General features: G+C 32.7%; 25 protein-coding genes and 1 tRNA gene. 12 read left to right on the top strand and 14 right to left on the bottom strand.

Annotation, left to right across the window (positions count from 1 at the left end):
* Nucleotides 1-27 precede the first annotated feature (27 nt).
* A complete protein-coding gene (gene galE / locus D1816_RS20320; protein WP_066308331.1) occupies nt 28-1,044 on the top strand; it encodes a UDP-glucose 4-epimerase GalE in 1,017 nt (338 codons plus the stop codon).
* Between the two features lie 89 nt (nt 1,045-1,133).
* Here galE and D1816_RS20315 read toward each other — a convergent pair whose 3' ends face one another.
* The 7 genes from D1816_RS20315 to D1816_RS20285 all read right to left on the bottom strand — a co-directional run bounded on the left by D1816_RS20315 (nt 1,134) and on the right by D1816_RS20285 (nt 8,928).
* Nucleotides 1,134-3,254, bottom strand: a complete 2,121-nt coding sequence (locus D1816_RS20315) for a peptidylprolyl isomerase (protein WP_118505307.1) — start codon at nt 3,252-3,254, stop codon at nt 1,134-1,136.
* 177 nt (nt 3,255-3,431) lie between these two features.
* Nucleotides 3,432-4,721, bottom strand: coding sequence for a hemolysin family protein (locus D1816_RS20310; protein ID WP_118505305.1), 1,290 nt, complete (start codon nt 4,719-4,721; stop codon nt 3,432-3,434).
* 3 nt (nt 4,722-4,724) lie between these two features.
* On the bottom strand, nt 4,725-4,916 hold the full coding sequence (locus tag D1816_RS20305; protein WP_066308339.1) for a hypothetical protein: 192 nt from the start codon (nt 4,914-4,916) through the stop codon (nt 4,725-4,727).
* 96 nt (nt 4,917-5,012) lie between these two features.
* Nucleotides 5,013-5,513, bottom strand: coding sequence for an LPS export ABC transporter periplasmic protein LptC (gene lptC, locus D1816_RS20300; protein WP_232517319.1), 501 nt, complete (start codon nt 5,511-5,513; stop codon nt 5,013-5,015).
* Between the two features lie 56 nt (nt 5,514-5,569).
* On the bottom strand, nt 5,570-6,940 hold the full coding sequence (locus D1816_RS20295) for a M48 family metallopeptidase (RefSeq protein WP_118505303.1): 1,371 nt from the start codon (nt 6,938-6,940) through the stop codon (nt 5,570-5,572).
* Between the two features lie 15 nt (nt 6,941-6,955).
* Nucleotides 6,956-8,200: a hypothetical protein gene (locus D1816_RS20290; RefSeq protein ID WP_066308348.1), complete on the bottom strand. Its 1,245-nt coding sequence runs from the start codon at nt 8,198-8,200 to the stop codon at nt 6,956-6,958.
* Nucleotides 8,197-8,928, bottom strand: a complete 732-nt coding sequence (locus D1816_RS20285; RefSeq protein WP_118505301.1) for a type III pantothenate kinase — start codon at nt 8,926-8,928, stop codon at nt 8,197-8,199. The genes D1816_RS20290 and D1816_RS20285 overlap by 4 nt, the downstream gene beginning before the upstream one ends.
* 98 nt (nt 8,929-9,026) lie before the next feature.
* Between D1816_RS20285 and D1816_RS20280 the strand changes: the two genes are divergently transcribed.
* The 6 genes from D1816_RS20280 to D1816_RS20255 all read left to right on the top strand — a co-directional run bounded on the left by D1816_RS20280 (nt 9,027) and on the right by D1816_RS20255 (nt 12,884).
* Nucleotides 9,027-9,099: transfer RNA gene (locus D1816_RS20280), tRNA-Phe, on the top strand.
* A 409-nt stretch (nt 9,100-9,508) separates the two neighbouring features.
* Nucleotides 9,509-10,261, top strand: coding sequence for an SDR family oxidoreductase (locus D1816_RS20275; RefSeq protein WP_118505299.1), 753 nt, complete (start codon nt 9,509-9,511; stop codon nt 10,259-10,261).
* A gap of 75 nt (nt 10,262-10,336) precedes the next feature.
* A complete protein-coding gene (locus tag D1816_RS20270; RefSeq protein WP_233565274.1) occupies nt 10,337-11,200 on the top strand; it encodes an AraC family transcriptional regulator in 864 nt (287 codons plus the stop codon).
* A 363-nt stretch (nt 11,201-11,563) separates the two neighbouring features.
* Entirely contained in the window at nt 11,564-11,965 is a 402-nt protein-coding gene (locus D1816_RS20265; protein ID WP_118505297.1) for a nuclear transport factor 2 family protein, read from the top strand.
* Between the two features lie 46 nt (nt 11,966-12,011).
* Nucleotides 12,012-12,401 carry a nuclear transport factor 2 family protein gene (locus D1816_RS20260; protein ID WP_118505295.1) on the top strand — a complete coding sequence of 130 codons (390 nt, stop codon included), beginning with the start codon at nt 12,012-12,014 and terminating at the stop codon, nt 12,399-12,401.
* 21 nt (nt 12,402-12,422) lie between these two features.
* Entirely contained in the window at nt 12,423-12,884 is a 462-nt protein-coding gene (locus tag D1816_RS20255; protein ID WP_118506301.1) for a YHS domain-containing (seleno)protein, read from the top strand.
* Between the two features lie 199 nt (nt 12,885-13,083).
* On the opposite strand, the gene D1816_RS20250 is transcribed toward D1816_RS20255, so the two are convergent.
* From D1816_RS20250 to D1816_RS20225, 6 genes are all read right to left on the bottom strand, one after another.
* Nucleotides 13,084-13,911 carry an SDR family oxidoreductase gene (locus tag D1816_RS20250; RefSeq protein WP_118505293.1) on the bottom strand — a complete coding sequence of 276 codons (828 nt, stop codon included), beginning with the start codon at nt 13,909-13,911 and terminating at the stop codon, nt 13,084-13,086.
* Nucleotides 13,912-13,916: 5 nt separating this feature from the next.
* Nucleotides 13,917-14,600: a histidine phosphatase family protein gene (locus tag D1816_RS20245; RefSeq protein ID WP_118505291.1), complete on the bottom strand. Its 684-nt coding sequence runs from the start codon at nt 14,598-14,600 to the stop codon at nt 13,917-13,919.
* 9 nt (nt 14,601-14,609) lie between these two features.
* Nucleotides 14,610-15,677 (bottom strand): phosphotransferase family protein, encoded by a 1,068-nt coding sequence (locus D1816_RS20240; protein ID WP_118505289.1) that lies wholly within the window; start codon nt 15,675-15,677, stop codon nt 14,610-14,612.
* Nucleotides 15,677-16,900 (bottom strand): acyl-CoA dehydrogenase family protein, encoded by a 1,224-nt coding sequence (locus D1816_RS20235; RefSeq protein WP_118505287.1) that lies wholly within the window; start codon nt 16,898-16,900, stop codon nt 15,677-15,679. Before D1816_RS20235 ends, D1816_RS20240 begins: the two co-directional genes overlap by 1 nt.
* Nucleotides 16,901-16,909: 9 nt before the next feature.
* Nucleotides 16,910-17,671, bottom strand: coding sequence for an SDR family oxidoreductase (locus D1816_RS20230; RefSeq protein WP_118505285.1), 762 nt, complete (start codon nt 17,669-17,671; stop codon nt 16,910-16,912).
* A 79-nt stretch (nt 17,672-17,750) separates the two neighbouring features.
* On the bottom strand, nt 17,751-18,305 hold the full coding sequence (locus D1816_RS20225) for a Crp/Fnr family transcriptional regulator (protein WP_118505283.1): 555 nt from the start codon (nt 18,303-18,305) through the stop codon (nt 17,751-17,753).
* A 237-nt stretch (nt 18,306-18,542) separates the two neighbouring features.
* On the opposite strand from D1816_RS20225, the gene D1816_RS20220 reads away from it, so the two are divergent.
* From D1816_RS20220 to D1816_RS20210, 3 genes are read left to right on the top strand one after another with little or no spacing between them, the layout of a single operon-like run.
* The gene (locus D1816_RS20220) at nt 18,543-18,959 is read left to right on the top strand and encodes a RidA family protein (RefSeq protein ID WP_066308391.1); all 417 of its coding nucleotides are present in this window, start codon (nt 18,543-18,545) and stop codon (nt 18,957-18,959) included.
* A 41-nt stretch (nt 18,960-19,000) separates the two neighbouring features.
* Nucleotides 19,001-19,873: a sulfurtransferase gene (locus tag D1816_RS20215; protein ID WP_118505281.1), complete on the top strand. Its 873-nt coding sequence runs from the start codon at nt 19,001-19,003 to the stop codon at nt 19,871-19,873.
* A 9-nt stretch (nt 19,874-19,882) separates the two neighbouring features.
* Nucleotides 19,883-20,302: a nuclear transport factor 2 family protein gene (locus D1816_RS20210; protein ID WP_118505279.1), complete on the top strand. Its 420-nt coding sequence runs from the start codon at nt 19,883-19,885 to the stop codon at nt 20,300-20,302.
* Nucleotides 20,303-20,372: 70 nt separating this feature from the next.
* Here D1816_RS20210 and D1816_RS20205 read toward each other — a convergent pair whose 3' ends face one another.
* Nucleotides 20,373-22,094, bottom strand: coding sequence for a tetratricopeptide repeat protein (locus tag D1816_RS20205; RefSeq protein ID WP_066308404.1), 1,722 nt, complete (start codon nt 22,092-22,094; stop codon nt 20,373-20,375).
* 343 nt (nt 22,095-22,437) lie between these two features.
* Here D1816_RS20205 and D1816_RS20200 point away from each other — a divergent pair, with 343 nt between their 5' ends.
* Together D1816_RS20200 and D1816_RS20195 are read left to right on the top strand one after the other, a co-directional pair.
* Nucleotides 22,438-22,878 carry a hypothetical protein gene (locus D1816_RS20200; protein WP_118505277.1) on the top strand — a complete coding sequence of 147 codons (441 nt, stop codon included), beginning with the start codon at nt 22,438-22,440 and terminating at the stop codon, nt 22,876-22,878.
* A gap of 253 nt (nt 22,879-23,131) precedes the next feature.
* A complete protein-coding gene (locus tag D1816_RS20195) occupies nt 23,132-23,434 on the top strand; it encodes a hypothetical protein (RefSeq protein ID WP_118505275.1) in 303 nt (100 codons plus the stop codon).
* Nucleotides 23,435-23,442 lie beyond the last annotated feature (8 nt).

Here is a 23,442-nt window from a genome sequence, read left to right as displayed (position 1 = left end):
GTGCTCATAAAACAAAAATTATAATAGATGAAAGTATTAGTCACAGGCGGGTTAGGGTTCATTGGATCTCATACCGTTGTAGAATTACAAAACAAGGGGTTCGAAGTTGTAATAATTGATAACTGTTCTAACTCATCTCCAGAAGTACTTAAGGGAATTACTTCGATTACAGGAAAAGAACCAATTTTTGAGCAGTTTGATCTAAGAGAAAAAAGCAAGGTTCAAGATTTTTTTAAGCGTCATGATGATGTGCAAGGTGTAATCCATTTTGCTGCGTCAAAAGCTGTTGGTGAAAGTGTAGAAAACCCATTGTTATACTACGAAAACAATCTTGCAACACTAGTATATATACTACAAGAACTAAGCATCAAAGCTTCTTCTAATTTTATCTTTAGTTCTTCATGCACTGTATATGGGCAGGCAGATGAATTACCTATTACTGAAAATGCACCTGTAAAAGCAGCTGAATCTCCTTATGGGAATACCAAACAAATCGGAGAGGAAATTATTCGAGACACCTGTAAAGTAAATACCAATCTTAAAGCAATAGCACTTCGTTATTTTAATCCAACCGGTGCTCATCCTACAGCGGCAATAGGAGAATTACCTATAGGAGTTCCTCAAAACCTTATTCCATACATAACTCAAACTGCAATTGGGCTTCGAGAGCAACTTTCTGTTTTTGGAGATGATTATCCAACACAAGATGGAACGTGTATTAGAGATTACATCCACGTTGTAGATCTTGCCAAAGCTCATGTCATTGCCTTACAACGACTTTTAGAAGATAAAAACAATTCTAATTACGAAGTTTTTAATGTAGGTACAGGTACAGGAAGTACCGTCTTAGAAGTTATCCAGTCTTTTGAAAAAGTTTCCAAACAAAAACTTAACTATAAAATTGTTGCTAGAAGAGAAGGTGATATAACAGCAGCATATGCTGACACTACTAAGGCTAATGAAGAACTAGGTTGGAAAGCAGAAAGTAATCTAGATGATTCGCTTAGTTCTGCATGGAAATGGGAGCAGAAAGTTAGAAGCTAACGAACAGCTATTTACACAATATTCAAAACAAAAAAATCCGGAAGAAAATTTCTTCCGGATTTTTTTTATCCTTTATTTAGTTTTATTAACTAGTAGAATTTAGCTCTTTTATCTTCGATCTCTGCAGCTTCTTTAAGTGCTTCAAATACCTTAGAATTAACTAAACCTGATTGCGCCTTTGTTGCTTGTACTGCATAACTCATATATGTATCTAAACCACTAGCAGGTGTACTTTTCGTTACCTCGATAACATATACTCCATTATTACCTACTATAGGACCAGAAACAGCTCCTATTTCTAAAGCAAAAGCAGTACCAACTACTTTTGGCTCTGTTCCTGCACCACTAATTGTAGGTGTTTTCATGTTTAATGCTGAAGCTGTTTTCACAGTTTGACTAGCACTACTAGCAATATTTTCAATAGTTGATCCAGAAATTTTATTTTTAAGCATTTCTACTTTCTTTTCTTTAATCAATATCGGTTTAACCACTGCACTACCTTCTTCAACACTCATATTACCTTTTTCAGATTTCCCTGTTAATTGAGCAACAATATATCCTTCTGGCACATCAAAACGCTTTATCTCACCTACTTTAACCTCTTCTTTAAACGCCCACTGTACTACAGATCTTTGACTTCCTACACCAGGTATATTTTCATCTAATTCCTTAATTTTATTTACTGGTCTTACTGCTAATCCATTTTCTTTAGAAACTTCAGCAAAATCTTTATCTCTAGCAGCAATTTGGAATTTAGTTGTTTCTGTAAAAATAGTATTGATTGTTTTTTCGCTAGGTTCTATTTTCTGAGCTACAGTAGCAACCTGAATAGCTTTTTGCTCATTCTTTTGATCCTCTATACGTATAACATGATATCCAAATTGTGTTTCAACAATTCCTTGATCTCCAACTTCATTATCAAAGCAATAATCATTAAAAGCAGGAACCATTGCTCCAGGAACGAAATATCCTAAATCTCCTCCTTTATCTTTGTTTGAACTATCAGAAGAAAATGCCACTGCAAGTTCTGAAAATTTATCTTTATTGCTTTTTATTACATTAGCAATACTATCGGCTAATGTTTTTGCTTCTTCTTTAGTACGTTTTGTATCCCCAGCTGTACGAAGTCCTTCCCAAGACACTAAAATATGACTTGCCTTAACAGAATCTGGTATCTGCTTCTGAGCAATTACTTTAGATAACTTAACATACTCCCCATCTTTATAAGGTCCATACACTCCACCAATAGGTAGGTTATAAATTGTATCTGCTACAGAAGTAGGTAAATCTTTTTTAAATTTAAAACGACCATCAAATTTAATAGCAGAATATTGATTAATAAATTGTTCTGCATTTTCAACATTTTTAAAACCTAGTACGGTATCGTTTGTTTTTGTAGCTTCAGAAAATTGTACTTTATCATCTAATAAAGCAGCTACTTTGGTCATAATCTCACTTTCATCTTCTGCACTTGCAACTTCTTTAAACAAAACATAACTAATATTTCTTGAAGCTTCTGCCTTATATTGTGATGCATGTGCATCTATATAAGATTTGATTTCAGCATCAGAAACAGTAACTTCTGAATCCTGAATACTTGAAAATGGTAATTGAACAAATTTTATATCCACATTGTCATTTTCCATCTTATACGCTAGCTCTCCTTCTTTTAAAGTAGAACCAACTCCTGCTTTAATCATATTTAAATATGTCTCTTCTACAGCACCTTTACTTATAGAAGTTTCATAATCTAACCACTGCTGATATGCTTGAGGCGAAGTAGCTTTCACATTTGCCACATATTCTTGCATTTTAGCTTTATCAAAAACACCTGCTTCATTTTGAAATGTTGGGTTATTCGCAAGTGATTCTTCTAACAATTGATTAACCTGATCTTCACCAACTTTAATCCCTAACTCTTCAAACTGTTCTTGAAAAACAACTTGACGTACTTCTTGATTCCAAACATAATTTACAGCTTGAATACTAGATCCGTTTCCTCCAAAATTTCTAGAAGCTGCTTCTACTTTTTTCGCAAATTCTGTTCTATCAATATCCTCTCCATTTATTGTAGCGATTGTATTCTCTGCTTTTTGAGAAATTGCACCTCCATTACGAATCAAGTCTGCTAGTACAAAAGAAAAAAGTGCTAGGGCTATGATTACAATTAGAAAAATGGAGCGTTGTCTGATTTTATTTAAAACTGCCATGGTATTTTATAATAATTCATTGAAATATAGTGGGCGAAAATACCATTTTATTGTAATAATACCAATTAAAGATTAAAGAAATAAAGGTTTGTTTTTTTAACCAAAAACAAATACGGTTTTAACACATCTATAAGACAGTAAACCTATTGTCGAGAATTGTTTTTATCTTTTAAAAGATTAATCAATAGACAATATTTCAAGTTCAATGATTTCAATTTTAGTGTTTGAAGTTTCTTTAATTTTAATCTTAAAATTATCTATAACCACAATATCGTCCTGTTCTGGGATTTCTTCTGTATGATTTACAATCATTCCCCCAAGAGTCTCATAATTTTCACCTTCAGGTAAATTTAATTTGTAGGTTTCATTAATATGATCTACTTCTATTCTTGCTGAAAAGCGATATTTTTTTTCTGATAACTGCTCTTCAATTAATTCTATTGAATCATGTTCATCTTCAATTTCTCCAAAAAGTTCTTCAACAATATCTTCAACGGTAATAATACCACTGGTGCCACCATACTCATCAATAACCACAGCCATACTTTTATGTTTCTTGGTCAAAAGATTAAGAACATCTTTAACAAACATCGTTTCTGGAACAAAGACTACTGGCATTAAAATAGAACGTAAAGATTTAGGTTTTTTAAACAATTCAAATGAATGCACATAACCAATTATATCGTCTATAGTGCCATTGAAAACCAATATTTTTGACAACCCTGTATCTATAAAAAGTTTACTTACTTCTTCTATAGATTGAGATTTTTCGACAGCCACTATTTCTGTACGAGGAATCATGACTTCTCTAGATTTTACATCTGAAAAATCTAAGGCATTTTGAAAAATCTGTATTTCACTATCCACTTCGTCATGTTCTTCTACAGTTTCCATCTGCTCACTTATATAGTCTCCTAATTCTGTTTTACTAAATGCCAGTTGTACCTCATCGCCATCGGTTTTAAAAAATTTTTTCAACACAAAATCTGATACTCGAATGACAAACCAAGAAATAGGAGAAAATATCAAGTAAAAGACATATGACGGAAATGAAAACGCCTTAAGTAATGTATTTGAATAGATTTGAAAAAAAACTTTGGGCAGAAACTCTGCCGTAATTAAAATGATCCCTGTACTAATTATTGTATGAGTCAATAACCTAAGCTCTGTAACAGCATAATCAAACATCCAAAATTCTGACGGCAAATACGATTCGAATACATCAATCAATATATCCCCCATATAAATACCATACACAACCAAAGCTATATTATTACCCACTAACATTGTAGCAATAAACTTTGAAGGCTTTTTCGTTAATCGAGTAAGAATATTCGAAATAAATCCTCCTTGTTTTTTTTCAATTTCAATATGAATTTTATTAGAGGAAACATAGGCTATTTCCATACCCGAAAAGAAAGCCGAAAGGATAAGTGAAAGTACAACAACAATGATTTGGAATTCCATGAATCAGTCTTTGTTATTGGCATCAAACTTCTTCCTAAAATTCCTTTTAAAGAAAAACATAAAAACCGCTATACATGCAAAAACGATATACATATAACTTCTACCTTCTCCTGATCCCCAATCTGCATATGCTTGATATAAAAAGAAACACATTATTGCCAGATAAGCATATTCGAAGAACTTAAATACTTTCATGTTCTTATTGTTATATTTTTAGGTGATATGTAAAAAATTAAATTTGGTGCTAAGCTACAACAAGAATACATATTCTCATACAGTAGATTAGGAGAATTAATCTTCTATAAGAATTACACCATCGTTAATTCTTGAATTCAATATAGTAAAATCCTGATTAGCATCAAAACCATCGGCTTCGTTAATATTACCGTCTGAAAGGTAGCTTTTATACGGTTGATCTGTAAAAACCCAGTTTATGCTTTTATCCCAATAGAGTTGTTTTGCCTGCAAATGTGTACTATCTGCAGTTTGAATATCAACATTTCCTCTCATATCTATCAAACCTGTTTGTTGATATGAAATTGCATAATCTGAAGTAATCACACTAACTTTTCCTTCTTTATCTATGATATCCAAAATGATCCCTTCTGGAAATTCATAATACCCAAAAGATTTATTCGTAAAATCAAACACTCTAGGCGCCTTTAATATTGCCGTTAATCTTCCGGAATCGGTATACTTAAGGTTTAAATCAAATCCTTCGGCAATTGGAGCTTCTTCAGACATTAGATATCTTGAGCTACTGCGAGTATTTGAATTGCATGAAAAAAACATTGTCACAGCAAAAGCTATGACAATGTTGAATAATATATGATATTTTTTGTTTTGCATTATAGCTTAGGAACTCTTACTATTTCTCCAATCCAACATCCGATAGATACAGAACTAACACCAGGGTTATTAAAGATATCCGTTTTTGATGGAGCCTTAGCTTTATAGTTTGCAGCAGTCTTACTTGCTGTTGATTTTAAACTAGGATCAACCTTACCTGCTCTTCTTGCATAATTTTCTGCCAACCAATATACTGCTCTTTTACTAAAAACATCTGTACCGCAGTTATTAGCACTACTTGCGATCATTGACGCTATTCTAAGATATGCAGTACCCATAGAAGGTCTATATTTTAAAGCTTTTCTGTAATATCCTCTAGCTTTTCCTTTGCTTCCTTGCTTTTTCAAAACTTCAGCGATTCTAAAATACACTTTAGCTTTATCACTGCTCTTAGTTTCTAACTCTGCAGATTGATTAAAATACTTTAATCCAACAGAAGTCTTCTTGTCTTTTAAAGCTAAAATCCCTAAGTAATAAGCTGTCTTAGCAGAAGGATCTGCTTTATGTAAAGCTTCTACAAGTTTAAAGAACAAAGGATCATCTGTACACTCTTTTGAGGACATTCTACTTGCTGCTCCTTTTAACCAGTTTATATCGGTCTTTTTAGCTTCAAACTGACCTGTATATAAAGGTATTAAGTTTTTACAATCTGCAAGTTCACCAAGTTTTTGGTTTACTCCAGCTTTTACCTTACTATAATTCGATAGAATTTTTCCTGATCTGCTTAGTTTTTTCTTTTCTTTAGAGCTTAAAGCAGTACCAGATTCTTCTTTTTCTGTTAATTCGGCAATAATTTTTGCTTTTTTACTTTCTTCGTCTTCAATTTTTTCAATCACGCCATCATAAAGATCAAAAACATCTTGAAGCTCTCTTTTACCTTTTTCATGTAACTCAACTAGCAAATAAAAATAAGTATATACATTTTTAGGATTACTCACATTATCTTTATCTTCTGTCCAAGCTTTATGCAACTCTGCATATTGCGTATCTATTGTACCTATTTTATTATCAAACATTATTTGACCAATAGTACCATGCATGTTCCCTATCTTCGTTTTTGAAGGAAAATATTGAAAACGTTCTTTAAGTAATGTTATAAGCTCATTAGCTATGGTTTTTTTATCAGCCGCTGCTGCTTTTTTCAGTTTGTCCTTTAATAATTTCTCTCCAAATTGATATGTAGCAAGGCTATACGTTGGGCATTCTTTTCTTACTTTCCAAAGAGGCTCTTCAGCCGCTTGATAATTTTTCACTTTAGCATGCTCATAGGCAATTGAAGCCGTGGTTGCACAGTCTGTAGCTTGAGCACTAATACTACTAGTACTTAAAGCTAATCCTGCTGCTATTGTAAATAAAAACTTGGTATTCATAGCTGTAAAATTGTGTTAATTAAATTTTATTCTTCTAAACCATTTGTCATTTAGTGACAAACCTATAGATATATTAAAAAAGTCTTCTTTTACTAATCCTAAATCAGTTGTCCCTCTCTGACCATACTCTATGCCTATATTGGCATTAGAGAATAATCGTCCTACAGGTAACCCTACTCCAAAAGATATGCCAAACTCATCAATCGAAGTGTTATTGATATTTAATCCCGTTTCTTCATATCGAATACCTGCTCTATAAACTACTCTTTTAAAGTAACTTGTTAGCGAGTTATATTTAGGGATGTAAAAACCTCCAACTCTAAATTTAGCGGCATTCTCATATGCTACATTATCCTGAATAAACACCGCATTAGAATAATCACCTACATCTAAATACGTGTATTCGGCTCCAACAAACCATTTTCTTTTCTCACCTATACCACTACCAAATTTAAACTCGGCAGGGATATCTATATCATTATTACCTAAATCTGTTTCTTGTCTATCTATCACTGTTTCTCGTCCATCCGTGGTTACTAATACTGAAGATAACTCTCTAGTACTATCAGCAGTAAGATTATAAGACGGTGTAGAAACAACAGATGCAAACAACTCTAACTTATCAGTTATCATTCTTTTATAAACCACTCCTAAAGAGACACTAAATGCGGATAGATCCGAATTCGTAATTTCTCTAGTATCAAACTGTACAGTCGGTCGCGTTAATATTGCCTTATTCTCAATATTTCCAAAGTTATAATTAAAATCCATACCAACACTTAGATTCTTGTTAACTTTGAATCCCGCAGCCACAAACACTTTGTTCAGCCCTCCTGTTCCAGTAAAGCGTTGCTCTGAATTATCACTTTCTACAGAATTAAGCTGAAATCCAACAGATGTTAAAGGGATAACCCCAAAACCAAAACCAAATTTTCCTGCAGGAATACCTATCGCCAAATAATCTAACGAAGCATTATCTCCAGATGATGATTCTGTACTATTACTTATTTTAAAATTACTATATGATGTACCAAGGGCATAAGTTGTTAACTTAAGTTCTCCAAAAGATGCTGGGTTTTGAAGGTTCGCATGAATACTATCTGTAAAAACGCTCAACCCCCCCATAGATCTATTCTCAACCGTTCCTTTAAACTTCTGGATTCCTATTCCATAAAAAGAATATGGTGATGAAGTACCTTCCTGCGCATAAGATGTTAAGGTTACAACCATTAACATGACTACTAAAATCTTCTTTATCATCTACTATTATTAAAAACTAAAATGTAGTTTAAACCCTCCAACAAAAAATTGGAAGTGGCAAATATGCCATTTTTTAATCTTTTAGACAAAAAATGTGCATCTCCTCCGGTTAAAATAACTGTTAAATCAGAATAAATGTTGCAATATTCTTCAATTACTCCATTAATTTCGTGTAAAATCCCGTTTATAACTCCAGAATGAATGGCTTCTTCTGTACTATTTCCTATTGTATTTTCTGGATCTTTTAATGTTAATAATGGCAATTTCGCAGTAAAGTTATTCAGGCTACTATACCGTAATCGGATTCCTGGAGCTATGGCTCCTCCTAAATATTCTTCGTTAATATTTTTAAAATCATAGGTGATACATGTTCCTGCATCGATAACTAAAACATTTTTTTTTGGAAATTGATCCACTGCCCCGGCAACCAATGCCAACCGATCAATCCCTAATGTTTTTGGAGTTTTATACAAATTTGTAAAAGGCATTTCAACCATATGATTTAACACTATTGTGTTAAAAAGAGCTTTAATATGAGTAATTGAGCTCTTAGGTAAATCAGAAACTGATGAAATAATTGCATTTTTTAGTAAAGGGTAATCTTTTTTTATTTTTTCAATTTGCTCAATAAGCCCTTCTAGCTTAACTATCTCTTTATAAATAATTTCTGATGTATCAAACACTCCTATTTTGGTAAATGTGTTACCTACATCTATGATAAGATTCATATCTATTTTTATAAGTTGTAAAAATACAAAACGATTTTTTTAAAATTTTCTTTTGAGTATTAAAAAAAGGGTTCTATATTTGCATCCGCTTACAGCAAGGTGCCTTAGCTCAGTTGGTAGAGCAAAGGACTGAAAATCCTTGTGTCCCTGGTTCGATTCCTGGAGGCACCACCTTATAAGGGTAAAGTTGAAAAATTCAGCTTTACCCTTTTTTTTGTCTCACAAAACTTGACCAATCTGTTTATTACATTAAAACCACACTAATCTTTTTGTTGGGATAAATTAAATGTAATTTTTAGTATTCTTCCTCCATATCGTTGTTTTCTCGTCTTATGCTAGTTTTAAATTTATCATCTTAAGCCTTTGCTACTTCCTCAAAAACAAATCTTTCTTCTAACTTATCAAGTTTTTTTTAAAACTCTAAAACCTTCAAAACATAGTTTATAGAATAAAAAAAGTTCATAAAACAGAACAAATCTATATCAATCAGTGATTTGTTTCATCTTTCCCTTTTTTTGTATCAGTATCGTACACAACTTCCAATATATCTTTGCCCTATAAATTTTAAATTAAACAAAATATGGATCTAACAAATAACATATCTGGAAAGACAGTAGTCATTACAGGAGCTAGTAGTGGATTAGGAGAAACTACAGCACGTCATTTGGCTTCAAAAGGTGCAAATGTGGTTTTAGGTGCACGTCGTGAAGAACGCTTACAAAGTATCACAAAGGATATCAACACTAAAGGTTTAGGAAAAGCTATTTATCTAAAAACTGATGTTACAAACAAAAATGAGGTGCAAGCTCTTGTAGAAAAAGCGCTAAACGAGTTTGGAAAAATGGATGTTATTATCAATAATGCAGGATTAATGTCCATTGCACCTTTAACTGAAGTAAAAGTTGATGAATGGGATAGAATGATTGATATTAATATAAAAGGTGTTTTATACGGTATTGCTGCAGCTTTACCTATTTTTCAAAAACAAGAGTCAGGGCATTTTATTAATTTATCTTCTGTTGCAGGAATAAAGGTATTTAGTCCAGGTGGTACCGTATATAGTGGCACAAAATATGCGGTTAGCGCTATTTCTGAAGGTCTACGCCATGAATTAGGTGGTAATATAAGAACAACAACGATTGAGCCAGGTGCCGTTGATTCAGAATTAAAGAGCGGAAGCTCACATAAAGAAAGTGTCGAAATAGTTCAAGAATTTTACCAGCAAGCAATCTCTTCAAATTCTGTTGCAAGAGCGATTGCGTTTGCTATTGAACAACCTGCCGATGTGGATATAAATGAGATTGTACTTAGACCTACAGTTCAGGATTTTTAATGTCATTATAAACTTATAATTTTATAAACTAGTAAAGAATCGTAAATTTCCTTAGTTATAACTACAGCCTCATTTATGGATACTATGCAATATTTCAATACTATAAAAGAATACAACCAATTTATTGGTTATGGCTCACCAAAAAAGGAACTCATTGATGTTGTTCATTATGATGATTTCCCTGAGCTTCGTCTCTCTTGTAAAGGATTGAAATCTGATTTTTATATGATTGCTTTTAAACGAGGTATGACCGACTTAGAATGGTATGGAAATACTGAATTTGATACCAAATCAGGTTTTTGTTATTTTATAAAACCTGATCAAACACATAAATGGGAAGTAAAAAAACCTTGGAAAGGATACCATATTTTGATATCCCCAATTTTGTTACAAGAACATAATATAGATTTTAGTTTTTTTCAGTACGAAATTAATGAGGCACTTTTCTTGTCAGAAGATGAACAATCACAAATAGAGACACTCTATAAGCAAGTTCTAACCGAGTACAGAAAAGACAATTATGCATTGGATTTGATTATGGCTTATTGCAATTTGATATGCACATATATCAGCAAATGTTATAAAAGACAATTTGATACACGAGAACCATTGTATAATAAGATAGTAGTCGAGTTTAAAAAACAATTAAACAGCTATTATGCAGGTAATCCACAACAATTACCATCTGTAAATTATTTTGCGGATAAATTAAATCTTTCAACTAACTATTTTGGTGATTTAATTAAACATAATTTAGGAAAAACAGCCACAGAAATTATACATAGTAAAATTATAGCTGAAGCAAAAAAACAGTTATTATCAAGTAACAGGAGTATTTCAGAAATCGGTTATAATTTAGGGTTTGAATACCCTACATATTTTGCTCGATTGTTTAAAAAACATACGGGAGTTACACCGTCTCAGTTTAAAAATGATTAATATTCTCTGGAAAAACTATTAAGAACTATTTTTTATGTCATCATAAAGAGGAAGATGATAAATTAATTCACAACGGCTCTAGTTTTAACAAATGAATGAGAAACAGTTTTATAAAAAAGACTTAATTCGGATAAAAATCTTTGCTCTTTCTGAAGAACAGACAAGATGTACTTATGAATGCAATAGCTTTACGAGCTATTAAACTTTATGAAGTTTTCAAAGAATTAATGGTAGATACGGTTATGAAGTATTTTTTTTAAATACTAATATACGAACGTTCTAATATAAAAATATATGATATCATAGTTAACCATAGTTGCACTATGATTTCTGTTCTAATAAGCAACTAAAAAAAAAATAAAAATGGATACAAAAGAAATGAACACAAAAGAAGAAATTCAAAAATTTAATGAATACCAGGAAATAGTTAATGCTCTCCAACCGTATTTCGAAGGAGGACGAGCAGGAAATGGTCAATTGATGATTACTGCATTTTATGATCATGCACATGTCGTAGGATCTATGGATGGAGGGTTTATGAATGTAAATAAAGAAGATTTTGGTAAAGGAATGGATTCCTTTGGAGCCGCAAATAATATGCAATATCATATAGCGTGGATTGACATCTCAGGTCCTGCTGCGGCCGTTAAACTTGAAATTACCAATTGGGTTGGATTCCGTTTTACAGACTTCTTTGCTATGTATAAAAAAGATGGTGAATGGAAAATTAGCGCAAAAGTCTACGATTCACATTCACGCAATTAATAGCTAAATAGTCAAGTGAAAGTTTAATCATTAAAAAATATAAAAAATGGAAATTACACAAAACGAAACTCAGGAATTTAATGAATACAAGGCTGTAGCCAAGGCGCTTCAACCCTATATTGATAGTGCTCGTACTGGAAATGGAAAGTTAATTCGTTCAGTATTTTATGATCATACACACATTGTAGGATCAATGGATGGACAATTTATGAATCTTGATGCCGATAAGTTTGGTGAGGTTATGGACTCTCTTGGAGAATCTAAAGACGTTCAAAATCATATTGCCTGGATTGATATTTCTGGGCCCGCAGCAGCAGCCAAAATAGAATCAATTAATTGGCTCGGATTCCGTTTCACAGATTTTCTTGTCTTATATAAAAAAGATGGAGAGTGGAAAGTTAGTGGAAAAACCTTTGATTCACACTCTCGCAATTAAATGTTAATTAAAAATAATAATATGAAAAATATAAAGTTTTTACTAGTCCTTACACTAGGTTGTATAGCATTAAACATTAATGCACAAATTCAACCTGTTGATGATAATGGCTTAGCTATTGGAGGTTATGATGTTGTAGCCTATTTTTCAAATACGGCAATACAAGGTAGCACAAAGATTACTGAAAAATACAATAATGCTACTTATCAGTTTTCAACTACAGAAAATCGAGATACCTTCAAGAGTGACCCAGAAAAATATCTGCCACAATTTGGAGGGCACTGTGCTTGGGGAGTCGGTGCTAAAGACACTAAATTCCCAATTAATCCGGAAACATTTGATATCGTTGATGGTAAATTATATCTGTTTTACAATGGCCCGTCTGAAGGAGGTGATTTCAATGCGATGCAACTCTGGAATGTTGATACAACCACATTAAAGATTGCAGCCCACAAAAAATGGCCAAGTGTTAAAAAGAAGTAAACAACAAAACCAAAAAGGGCGTACTGCAATCATTTGTAGACGTCCTTTTTATAGTAGTTATAACAAAAAGAGATTGATTACTTTACCCCATATTACGTCTTTAGTGCAAATAATGCTCGCGTTTTTACAACCTAAAACACTCAAGATGAACCAGGTTGACACATTTCAGCAGATAAGTTACCTATCGGGATATAAAAAACTACAAAGATCGAGTTAACTTTGCCATCATTTTCTCAAATTGTTTCTCTACTAGCTTTGGAAACCATTTTTTAAAAAAATGATTTCGCTTTGCGTCATAAGGGTGTATGATTTGAAATTTTCCTTTTGAAGCCTCATGCAGTGAAACCTCAGCAAGTTCATCTGCATTTGTTTTAGAGTATTTCATTTGTTTTTCTGCAAAGGCTTTAAAATCCTGTGATCCTTTTGCACTTTGCATTACATTACTTTTGAAAAACGTTGGTGTTACAACACTTACATGAATGTTACTTGACTTTAACTCATGATAAAGTGTTTCAGAAAGCGAATACACTCCAGCTTTTGAAACATTATATGCCGACATTCCTGGACCATTAAGAAAACCAGCTGCACTTCCTATATTAATAATTAAACCATTTTGTTGTTTTTGCATCATTGGTACAAAATGATGACATCCATAAAACGTCCCCAATAGATTGATACGAATCATTCTTTCCCAGTTTTCTAATTCATAATTTTCAAACAAGGCTCCATCACCTATACCGGCATTATTTATCAATAGATCAACTTTTGTAGAGTGTTCTTGTACTTTGTTAAATACATTACTGTACTCGTTGTTATCACTAACATTTAGGGTATACAAATGAACAGTAGCTGCATTTTCTAATGACCGACTTGATTGTTCTAAGGTTTCTCTATTAATATCAGAAAGATGAAGTGTCCATCCGTTTTTTGCTAGTAGTTTGGCATATGCTAAACCAAGTCCGCCACCGGCGCCTGTTATAAAAGCACTCTTATTAGGGTAGGATGTATTTAGTTTTTCTAATTTCATTTTTTTTAACGATAAGTAATTAAACTTGATTCAAATTCTAAATGACTATACTCATTATAAGTACTTAATGAGAGTCCACTTTTACCAACCAATATCTTCGTAATACCTGTATTTACTATTTTTCCTTGAAGCCCCATAAATTGTTGATCTCTTAATCCTAAAAGTTCTAACATAACAACAGCTATAGGACCCCCAGAAGTAAACACCCAAGCTGTTTCTTCTTTTTCTAAACGTGTTGCTAATTCATTTACGCTAGACCATACACGTTCTTTAAAATCAGACCATTTCAAGATATAATCATGCCTATCGTTCATCCAATCTTTGATTGAGTTGTTTAATAATTGTTGAAGCGTTCTTGTAGGATGAGTTTGATTCTTAATATAGCGAGCTAATTCATCAAAGTTTTCAAAATCTGGTTGATGTTTTGTGATTAACTCCATATGATCATATTCATTCCAACGACCATCTTCTGTATACTTTATATCAAGATCAACTGCTTCTGTAGCATGCAATGCAGTTTCATGATGGCGTTTCATACTACCCCCTAAGACATAAGCCGGAACATTTTTTCTTTGTTTTAAAACTTCTCCCAGAATGATCGATTGTTTGACACCTATTTCTGAAAGTTGGTCATAATCCCGTTTTAAGAAACTTGCCTGGCCGTGTCGTATTAGATAAATTACAGACATATTAAATTGCTATACATTTTTTTGCTTAATAACATTCTCGCATGTTTTTATTAAGTACCAAGATGCGATCCAAAAGTTCTTAAAGGCTTTATTTTTGGTATACCCTTTTGAGTAGCGATAATAAATTTGCTGAACTATTCCCGCAAGTCTAAATAAACCGTATACTCTGTAAAAACGAAAATCATCTACTTCTCGCCCTGTTTTTTGACAATAGTAGGTTATGATCTCTTCTCTGGTAAGCATTCCAGGAATATTACTAGGTTGTCTTCTCATTGATTTTGCAAAAGATGTATCATTATCCTCTATCCAATATGCCAAGCTGTTTCCTAAATCCATCAACGGATCCCCTATAGCAGCTAATTCCCAATCTAATACTCCTAAAACATTTGATGGATCAGAAGGGTCTAAGACAACATTGTCTAATCGAAAATCGTTGTGAATCACACAAAGTTTTTCTTCCTTAGGCATATTTTCTTCTAGCCATTTCATCACCTTTTTCCCAGAAGGAACATTCCAGGTCTTAGCATTAGCATACCGTTTATTCCACCCTAAAATTTGTCGCTCGATGTACCCTTCTCCCTTTCCTAGATCCTCTAAGCCTTCTTTTTTATAATCAACTTGATGCAGTTCAATCATTTTATCCCAAAAAGAATAGCAAATTTTTTGAACAGTAGCTTCATCCCAATTAACTTCCTTTGGTAAGTTTTTTCTAAGAATAATACCTTCTAAGCGTTCCATAAGATAGAAAGTAGACCCTAAAACAGATTCATCTTCGCAAACGGCAAGCATTTCGGGCACATATTGATAATGTGGTTTGAGTTTCTTTTGAAGGTGAAATTCTCTAGGCATATCATGGGCTCCTGCGGCTTTTTTACCTAATGGCGCTCTTCTTAAGATAATATCATCTTGTTCAAATTTCAATCGATATGTCCAATTAGATGCACCACCCGAAAACTGTGTAACAGTGGGTTGATCATTAATGGTTGGAACATATTTTTTCATCCATGGGAGCAGTTTCTGTAAATCAAGTTCTTCTCCTGAACGTTGTTCTTTCTCTAAATCTTTAACCTTAGACATTATGTAAGATATTTTTTAAATTCAAGTCTGGAAATCATACGCATGTGCACTTCATCTGGTCCATCTGCTAATCGTAAGGCTCTTGCTTGTGCAAAAAAACTACTTAACGGAAAATCATCTGATAATCCTGCACCACCATGAATTTGCATAGCCATATCTGTTACTTCTTGTAATACATTTGGTGCTACTACTTTGATTGCAGAAATTTCGGTCATACTATTTTTTACTCCTTCATGATCTATTTTCCAAGCGGCATAATGCGTAAGTAGTCTAGCTTGATCTATGGCTATACGAGCTTTGGCAAATCGTTCTGAATTTCCTCCTAGCTTTGCTAAAGGTTTTCCGAAAGCATGTCTAGTTCCACTTCTAATAATTGCCAATTCTAATGCCCTTTCTGCTGCTCCGATACAGCGCATAGAATGATGAATTCTACCCGGCCCTAGTCTTCCTTGAGCGATAGCAAAACCAGCTCCAAATCCCATAATTAGATTTTTCTTAGAAACACGTACTTCTTTAAAATGTATTTCTCCATGACCAGCAGGTGGATCATACGCACCAAAAGTATTTTGCATACGTATAATTTCTACTCCTGGAGTATCTAACGGCACCAAAACCATACTGTGCTGTTTGTGTTTCTCCTCAAACTTATCGGTTTTACCCAAAACTATAGCCAACTTAGCATCTGGGTGTCCCAATCCTGTTGACCACCATTTTTTTCCGTTTATTACTATTTCATCTCCATCTTCTTCAATAGAAGTTTGAATATTTGTTGCATCAGAGGAAGCTACTTCTGGCTCTGTCATACAGAAAACAGATTTTATTTCACCACTAAGCATAGGTTGTAACCACTTACTTTTTTGCTCTTCACTTCCAAAATGGTACAGCACCTCCATATTTCCGGTATCTGGCGCATTACAATTAAAGATTTCTGCTGCGTTATACACACGTCCCATTTCTTCTGCTAATGGAGCATACTCTAAAACACTTAATCCTTGCCCAATTTTATTGTCCGGCAAAAACAAATTCCATAGACCTTCTTCTTTAGCCAATGTTTTTAGTTCACTCAACTTTGGATGCTCTGTCCATTGGGTCCAGTCACCATCTGCATTATTCTTTTTGTTATATAGTATTAATTCTTTTTCAAAAGGGAATACATGCTTTTTCATAAACGTTTTTAAACGTTCTGTATATTCTTTCGACTTAGCGGATAAGTTAAAATCCATAATTGATAATTAAAATTTTCGTAACATTTTTAAAGGCATAAAAGGCATAATAAGTTTAATAAAATACCATGGCCAATAGGGAACAAAAGTCTTTGCTTTTTCTTTGTTTATTGATTTAACCAAAAGCTTTGATCCTTTGTCAAGTGAAATCATAAAAGGAGGAGGTTTCCCTACTGAGTCTGTCATTTCAGACTCTATATATCCTGGAAATATAGTCGACACCTTGATAGGTTTATGAAGCACATCAACTCTTAATCCTTCGGCTAAACTTTTTATACCCGCCTTGGTAGCCGCATAAACAGTCATTGCTCTTGGGTATCCTCTAAATGCAGACATCGAAGAGATCAGTACAAGATGCCCATGATTTTGCTCTCGAAAGATCTCCATTGCAGCTTCCATCTGGCTAATGGCACCACAAAAATTAGTCATTGCCGTTTGCATATTTTGTTTCGCATATCCCTTACCAAGAGAAGCTCCTTTACCCATACCGGCATTAATGATAACACGATCTAAGGTTTCTCTACTGTTTTTAAAATCTACTTCAAAGGCCTTAAAAACTTTAAATACATCTTCTTGCTTGGTAACGTCTAAAGCTCTCAAGAAAACATGAATGTTAGGATTCAGTTCTTGTAATTCTTTTTTAAGCAATTCAAGTTTTTCAACTCTTCTCGCACATAAAGCTAAATTGCATCCTTGTTTTGCAAATTCTATAGCCATTCCTTTGCCTAATCCAGAACTTGCACCGGTAATTAATATGTTTTTTCTTGTCATTGTTATTCAACTCTAATGATCTCAAAATTAGAGAGAAAATATGTTTTAACATTTCACCTATGTTAAAAAACAGACAATATTATGTAGTATTAGCTCTTATCCTACTAAGACTTTGTTGTGTGATCCCTAGGTAACCTGCGATATGACCAAGCTTTGCACGGTAAAAAATATCTGGATACGTTTTTATTAATTCATGATATCTTTCTTCTGCACTTTTAACCTGTAAGTAAATAGCTTTTTTACCAACCGCCATCATAATTTCGGTCATTATTAACCTCCCAAACCGCTCTAAACTATGGTATTCTTGAAACATTTCTTCTAATTGCTCATAAGAAATTGCTCTCACAACAGTATCTTCGATAGCTTCAATTCCTAAAAAACTAGGCTCACGTTTAAAAAAACTTTGTGCAGCAGTTATAATCATTTCTTCACTTGCGAACCAATTTGTGACATCTTTTCCCTTTCGATCATAATAAAAACTACGTAATAATCCTTTTCGTACAAAGAAGATATAATTGCATGTTTTACCTGCTTCTACTACTATTTCATTACGCTGAAAAGTAACTTTTTTAGATTTTATCGATAATGCATGAAGTACCTCGTTGTTTATTAGACTTTTGTCAATCTTTATCATATTTCTTTTGATCACCTGATATCACAAAGTTAACCTTTTCTACTATCCAAAATGTCTTTATTATTTCATGTTTTTAGTAACCTATATCAATAAGTCACAAGATGTTTTCTACAAATTCCTAATTGTACCAGACGAGTACCCTTTTGTCCATTTTCTAAAACCTATAATCAATATACTTTTGAATCTCCTAATTTTCTAGGACACGTACATTTAAAAAATCTAAAAATATATAAACACATGGCACAAGAAAAAGCTACCATATTACAACCAGAATATTACCAGCGTAGAGCATCCGAAACTGAAAATGGTTTTGGATATTCATTTGCGGTAAAAATCGGTAACCTCATTAAAGCTTCGGGGGCTGTTAGTATGGACGAAGAAGGAAAACCAACTGCTATTGGTGATTATGCACAACAAATGAAAAATTGTTATGCAGATATTGAGAAAATGTTAATACATTATGGGTGTACTTTTGACGATATTATTGTAGAAAACATCTATACTACAAACATGACTTTATTTATGGAAAATTTAGAATATCGAAAATCGTTATATACCGAAAACCGTTATCCAAAATCAACTTGGTTAGGAGTAAAAGAACTGGCAATGCCAGAACTTATGATAGAAATAGAAGTGGAGGTCTACATTCCATAATAATAGCCATTATTTCTGTTATTGATAAAGATATAAGTACTATGAAAAAAGAAAAATTAAATATCACAAGAGGCGCTATAAACGTAGCGCCTCTTATAACAGCAAAAGAACTTAATGCTATTTTAGGGCAATCCCATATCAAAATTTTTGATGTGCGAGGTACCTGGGGTACAGATCCTAGATCGTTATATAACGATTACTTATGGGGGCACATCCCGACTGCAACCTTTCTTGATTGGCGGAAAGAATTTATAGAGCAAGATATTGCGCCTAATTTAGCTCAGGTATCAACATATGAAGCAGCAAAACAATCTTTTAAGACTCTAGGTATTAACAAAGAAGACACGGTAATACTCTATGATGACTATCATCATATGTTTGCTGGTAGAATCTGGTGGGCTATGCGATATTGGGGTTTTAAAAATGTTCGTGTTCTTAATGGCGGTTATAAATATTGGCAATTAGAAGGTTTACCTATTTCTCAAGAATTTGATAAAACATTAGCAGGTACTTTTGAGCCTATATGTCAAGAACATTTGCGAGTATCGCTTCCTGATTTTTTGATTAAAAAAGATAGTGCCTGTGTTTTAGACGGTCGTGGTATTGCCGGATACAACGGAAAACCAGAAGACCCAAGAACCGGACATATTCCTGGAGCAATTAGTGCTGCATATAACTCGCTTTTAGACAAAAACACAGGACTTTTTCTAGAAAAGGAAGCAATTATCAAATTATTTGATGAAACTATACCCAATTGGCGTACTAGCAATATTATTTCTTCTTGTGGTGCTGGATATTCTGGAACAGTTGTAATGATAGCATTAGCAAACTTAGGTATTCAAGCAAGTCTGTTTGACGGATCTTTCTCTGTATGGAAACAGGACCCTGAAAGACCTGTAGTACAATCCTTTTGAGGTTTAAAAATGAAAAACACATTAATTCTATTTATAATATTTATGACATCCACTACAGCTACTTTTGCACAAATATCTGATCGAGAGTTAGTCGAAAACACATTAACCAACTATATGGAAGGTGGCAAAAACAATGACTTTACCACCTTGAAAAAAGCATTTCATAATACTGCAACCATGAAGTTTATAGGTGATCAATATACCGAAGTGAACGCATTAGAGTTCTTTGAAGAAAAAATGATTAAGGGTACTGTAATCGATAGAACCAACAGAATACATGATATTAGTATTTCTGGCAATGCTGCAAGTGCGAGGCTAGAACTAGAGTATCCAACATTTACGTATATAGATTATATGAGTCTTTTAAAAATAGAAGGTGAATGGAAGATCGTAAGTAAAATATTTTCTAAAAGAGAAAAAGAGAACTAATTTTTATGACTTCTAAAGCACAATAATAAATATGAAGTTCCATAAGTTTATTCTAATGGAATTTCATATTCTAACTAGCTTTTATAAAAGAGGTGTTATGCAGTTCTCCTAAAAAATCTTTTAATGATATGTCTTCAGATAATCCTAATTTAATTTTAGCTCTATAGCGTGCCGTTTTAACTGTATTGGCATTAACATTTAACAAATCGGCAGATTCTTTTATAGATAGCCCTAATTTTACTAACAAACAATGTCTTATATTGGTTTTAGAAAGCTCAGGATAAAGTTCTTTAAGCTCTATTACTAAACCCGGATATTGAGATTCTATCCGCTCTGTTAAATTAATATTAGAGGTATTATTCTTTAAAAACCTATCAAATGTTTTTAATGATTTCTTCAAATCTTCAGCAGTACCTTCGTTAATAACCGTGCTAAACTGATCTCTAATTTCCTTTAATCCTTGCATTTTGTTTGTAATTCCGATAAGTGTAGCCGAAAGTTCATCTTCTCTCAATTTAATATGATGTTGTAAAATTTTCTTTTCGTTCTTTTTTAAACTTACAATCTCTTTTTGAGATTGATTGTTTTTATGATAATGAATAAAAGCAATAATCCCAATTAGTAAACAAGCAATACCAAGAAATAAGCTTATAATGTATTGTTTTTGCCTATTATTTGCCTTAGCCAAAATAACCTGCTTTAGCTTTATCTTTTCATTTTCTTCAGCGGTTTTAATAAGGTCTAATTTAGTTTCATAAAATTCGGTATAGATTTTTTTCTCCAGATCTCTTATACTATCAACAATGTGACTTTTTTGAGTATTATAATACAAAGCAGAATCTTTTTTGCCCAATTTTATATAATAACTGGAAAGATGATCATATAATTTAGGTCGCTCATTTGCTGGTGATTTTTTAATTGTTTTTCGCATTGCGCTTACGGCATTTTTAAACTGTCCTAATTCTTTATATGAAAGCGCTAAAAATTCATAATGATTTACTACTCCTCGAGGTAAATACTTTTTTAATAAATTAAAATTAGCCATTAATGAATCTATAGATTTTTGATACTCCTTTTCATAATAGAAATTATGTGCTTGAAATACCTTTGCATACGCATAATGAAGGCTATCTTGATTTTGTGCAGATTCCTTAATAACCTCTTCTAATACTATTCGGCTTTGCTTAGGCTTTTTTAAAAATTGATAAGCAACAGCAAGTGAAACCTTCATAACATTTTTCGACCTTACGTCTACATGAATAGTGTCTTTTATGATTTTCTGAATTTGGTTAATAGCCAATTGATACTGTCCTTTATAAAAATAACAATCTGCAATTCCTCGATTTAATCTAAATTTAGTTTTCACATCATTCTCATCATATATTCTTAGGGCATCTATATGATATGGCAGTGCATATTCAGGAAGAGCAAAGTCATATAACAAAATATATCCCATAGCGCGTAAATATTCTAATTGTAGGTCTTTACTAGGATATTTTTTTTGGTGTTTTTCAAATTTCCTACTGTGATAAAACAGGCTGTCAATATTAGGGTGAGTAGTATAATATTGGATGGTTTCTAAATGAGACCTTAAAATACCTTTATGATACTTTAGTTTTCTTGACTTTTTTAATACATTTTGATACAAGTGATAATCTCTAGAACTATAATTACTTCTATCTAATTGCATCAAACTATCAATTTGTTTACTGAGTTGTAATGTGTCTGTTTCTACTTGAGCTAAAGAGACAAAACAAAAAAGATGAAAGCCTAAAAAAAGTAATAAACGCATTGGTTTTAATTTTTTGTGTGTTGGTTATCTATACAACGCTTATTCCTCCAACTACCCTACTCTTTAGTCGATGACAAAAGAAAATTTTAGAGATTTTTTTTATCGGAAATTGAAAAATTAGATTAATGCTAACCAAATGATACCAGTACATGATGACCTTTTGATGACCTGTTTTTTGTTAATTAAGTAGTGTAACAATTTAATTTTGCAATAACAATTTATGGCATTTCGAAATGTAAAAAAAACATACAGTTGTTGTAACAATAGTTGGGTTAATATCCATGTACTAGTGAATTGGATTTAACTCATGAAACACAAATTTTTTAATCCTTAATCTTTTTTTATGAAAACCTTAAAAATTAATGCTCTTTTTGCCTTTGTAGTAGCTATCTCAATGATGTCTTGTGACAAAGAAGAATCTTCTAATCAAGATCAATTATCTGTTGAGAATGAAGTTGTCGAATTCGAAAATCGTTTACCAAAACAGGCAGCAGAAGAAGGTGATCCTGGCGATAGTGTCTCAGACTGTAGTTTTGATGGATTAATAGAAGCTACTGTTCGTATCGGGCATTTTGTTGGAGTAAATGAATTTCCAAATCAGTTCGGTGCAGACACTCAAGTAGAGTGGGAAATAAATGGCTCAGTGGTTAATCCTAGAAGACCTCGATTTGTTAGAGTGAATGATCACGTTTCACAAGCAGGACCAGTTGAAGTTTGTTATAGTGCCACTTCAACAGATTGTCAAACAATAAACGAATGCGTAACTATTGACTTTAAAGGATAAGTCCATAAAGCTTTTAAAAATAGAAATTCGGATGATACCATATTATCCGAATTTCTTAAAGTTGAATTTAAAACAAAAACTTAAAAGTTTTGCCAGTTAATGAAGGATCGACAGGTTGAGTATGTTGAGTATGTTGAGTATCCTAAAACAGCAACAATCCATTATTTATTTTCTTTATAGAATTGCTATTAAACTACCTGTCCTTTCATACATATTAAATTAATAAAGTAGACAATGAGTAAATAAATTTACCATGAAAAGAAATCACATATTAGGGTTATTATTTATATGCTTTCTAATTCAACCAGTTATATATGGTCAAGTTAAATCAAGCAAAACCAACATCCCAAAAGGACATCAATTATATAAAACTTCAAAAATTAAAATCAAGCAAAATCAGCAAAGCAATACAATTGTTAAACCCTCTCAAATAAGAGACAAAGCTTCTGATAGATTTTTTTATGAGTTAGATCGAACATGTGACCCCATGACAAGACAAATCCCAGAGGGTATAGAAAAAAAGAGGAGTCATTTATTCAAAATAAAAAATCGTTAAAATCATCT

This window comes from Aquimarina sp. AD10 (assembly GCF_003443715.1).
GTDB classification, from domain to species: domain Bacteria; phylum Bacteroidota; class Bacteroidia; order Flavobacteriales; family Flavobacteriaceae; genus Aquimarina; species Aquimarina aggregata.
This window is presented reverse-complemented; position numbering and strand designations above follow the sequence as displayed.

Coding starts and splice junctions, on each gene's coding strand:
- galE (WP_066308331.1), top strand. CDS start 28: ATGAAAGTATTAGTCACAGGCGGGTTAGGGTTCATTGGATCTCATACC.
- D1816_RS20315 (WP_118505307.1), bottom strand. CDS start 3,254: ATGGCAGTTTTAAATAAAATCAGACAACGCTCCATTTTTCTAATTGTA.
- D1816_RS20310 (WP_118505305.1), bottom strand. CDS start 4,721: ATGGAATTCCAAATCATTGTTGTTGTACTTTCACTTATCCTTTCGGCT.
- D1816_RS20305 (WP_066308339.1), bottom strand. CDS start 4,916: ATGAAAGTATTTAAGTTCTTCGAATATGCTTATCTGGCAATAATGTGT.
- lptC (WP_232517319.1), bottom strand. CDS start 5,513: ATGTTTTTTTCATGCAATTCAAATACTCGCAGTAGCTCAAGATATCTA.
- D1816_RS20295 (WP_118505303.1), bottom strand. CDS start 6,940: ATGAATACCAAGTTTTTATTTACAATAGCAGCAGGATTAGCTTTAAGT.
- D1816_RS20290 (WP_066308348.1), bottom strand. CDS start 8,200: ATGATAAAGAAGATTTTAGTAGTCATGTTAATGGTTGTAACCTTAACA.
- D1816_RS20285 (WP_118505301.1), bottom strand. CDS start 8,928: ATGAATCTTATCATAGATGTAGGTAACACATTTACCAAAATAGGAGTG.
- D1816_RS20275 (WP_118505299.1), top strand. CDS start 9,509: ATGGATCTAACAAATAACATATCTGGAAAGACAGTAGTCATTACAGGA.
- D1816_RS20270 (WP_233565274.1), top strand. CDS start 10,337: ATGGATACTATGCAATATTTCAATACTATAAAAGAATACAACCAATTT.
- D1816_RS20265 (WP_118505297.1), top strand. CDS start 11,564: ATGGATACAAAAGAAATGAACACAAAAGAAGAAATTCAAAAATTTAAT.
- D1816_RS20260 (WP_118505295.1), top strand. CDS start 12,012: ATGGAAATTACACAAAACGAAACTCAGGAATTTAATGAATACAAGGCT.
- D1816_RS20255 (WP_118506301.1), top strand. CDS start 12,423: ATGAAAAATATAAAGTTTTTACTAGTCCTTACACTAGGTTGTATAGCA.
- D1816_RS20250 (WP_118505293.1), bottom strand. CDS start 13,911: ATGAAATTAGAAAAACTAAATACATCCTACCCTAATAAGAGTGCTTTT.
- D1816_RS20245 (WP_118505291.1), bottom strand. CDS start 14,600: ATGTCTGTAATTTATCTAATACGACACGGCCAGGCAAGTTTCTTAAAA.
- D1816_RS20240 (WP_118505289.1), bottom strand. CDS start 15,677: ATGTCTAAGGTTAAAGATTTAGAGAAAGAACAACGTTCAGGAGAAGAA.
- D1816_RS20235 (WP_118505287.1), bottom strand. CDS start 16,900: ATGGATTTTAACTTATCCGCTAAGTCGAAAGAATATACAGAACGTTTA.
- D1816_RS20230 (WP_118505285.1), bottom strand. CDS start 17,671: ATGACAAGAAAAAACATATTAATTACCGGTGCAAGTTCTGGATTAGGC.
- D1816_RS20225 (WP_118505283.1), bottom strand. CDS start 18,305: ATGATAAAGATTGACAAAAGTCTAATAAACAACGAGGTACTTCATGCA.
- D1816_RS20220 (WP_066308391.1), top strand. CDS start 18,543: ATGGCACAAGAAAAAGCTACCATATTACAACCAGAATATTACCAGCGT.
- D1816_RS20215 (WP_118505281.1), top strand. CDS start 19,001: ATGAAAAAAGAAAAATTAAATATCACAAGAGGCGCTATAAACGTAGCG.
- D1816_RS20210 (WP_118505279.1), top strand. CDS start 19,883: ATGAAAAACACATTAATTCTATTTATAATATTTATGACATCCACTACA.
- D1816_RS20205 (WP_066308404.1), bottom strand. CDS start 22,094: ATGCGTTTATTACTTTTTTTAGGCTTTCATCTTTTTTGTTTTGTCTCT.
- D1816_RS20200 (WP_118505277.1), top strand. CDS start 22,438: ATGAAAACCTTAAAAATTAATGCTCTTTTTGCCTTTGTAGTAGCTATC.
- D1816_RS20195 (WP_118505275.1), top strand. CDS start 23,132: ATGAAAAGAAATCACATATTAGGGTTATTATTTATATGCTTTCTAATT.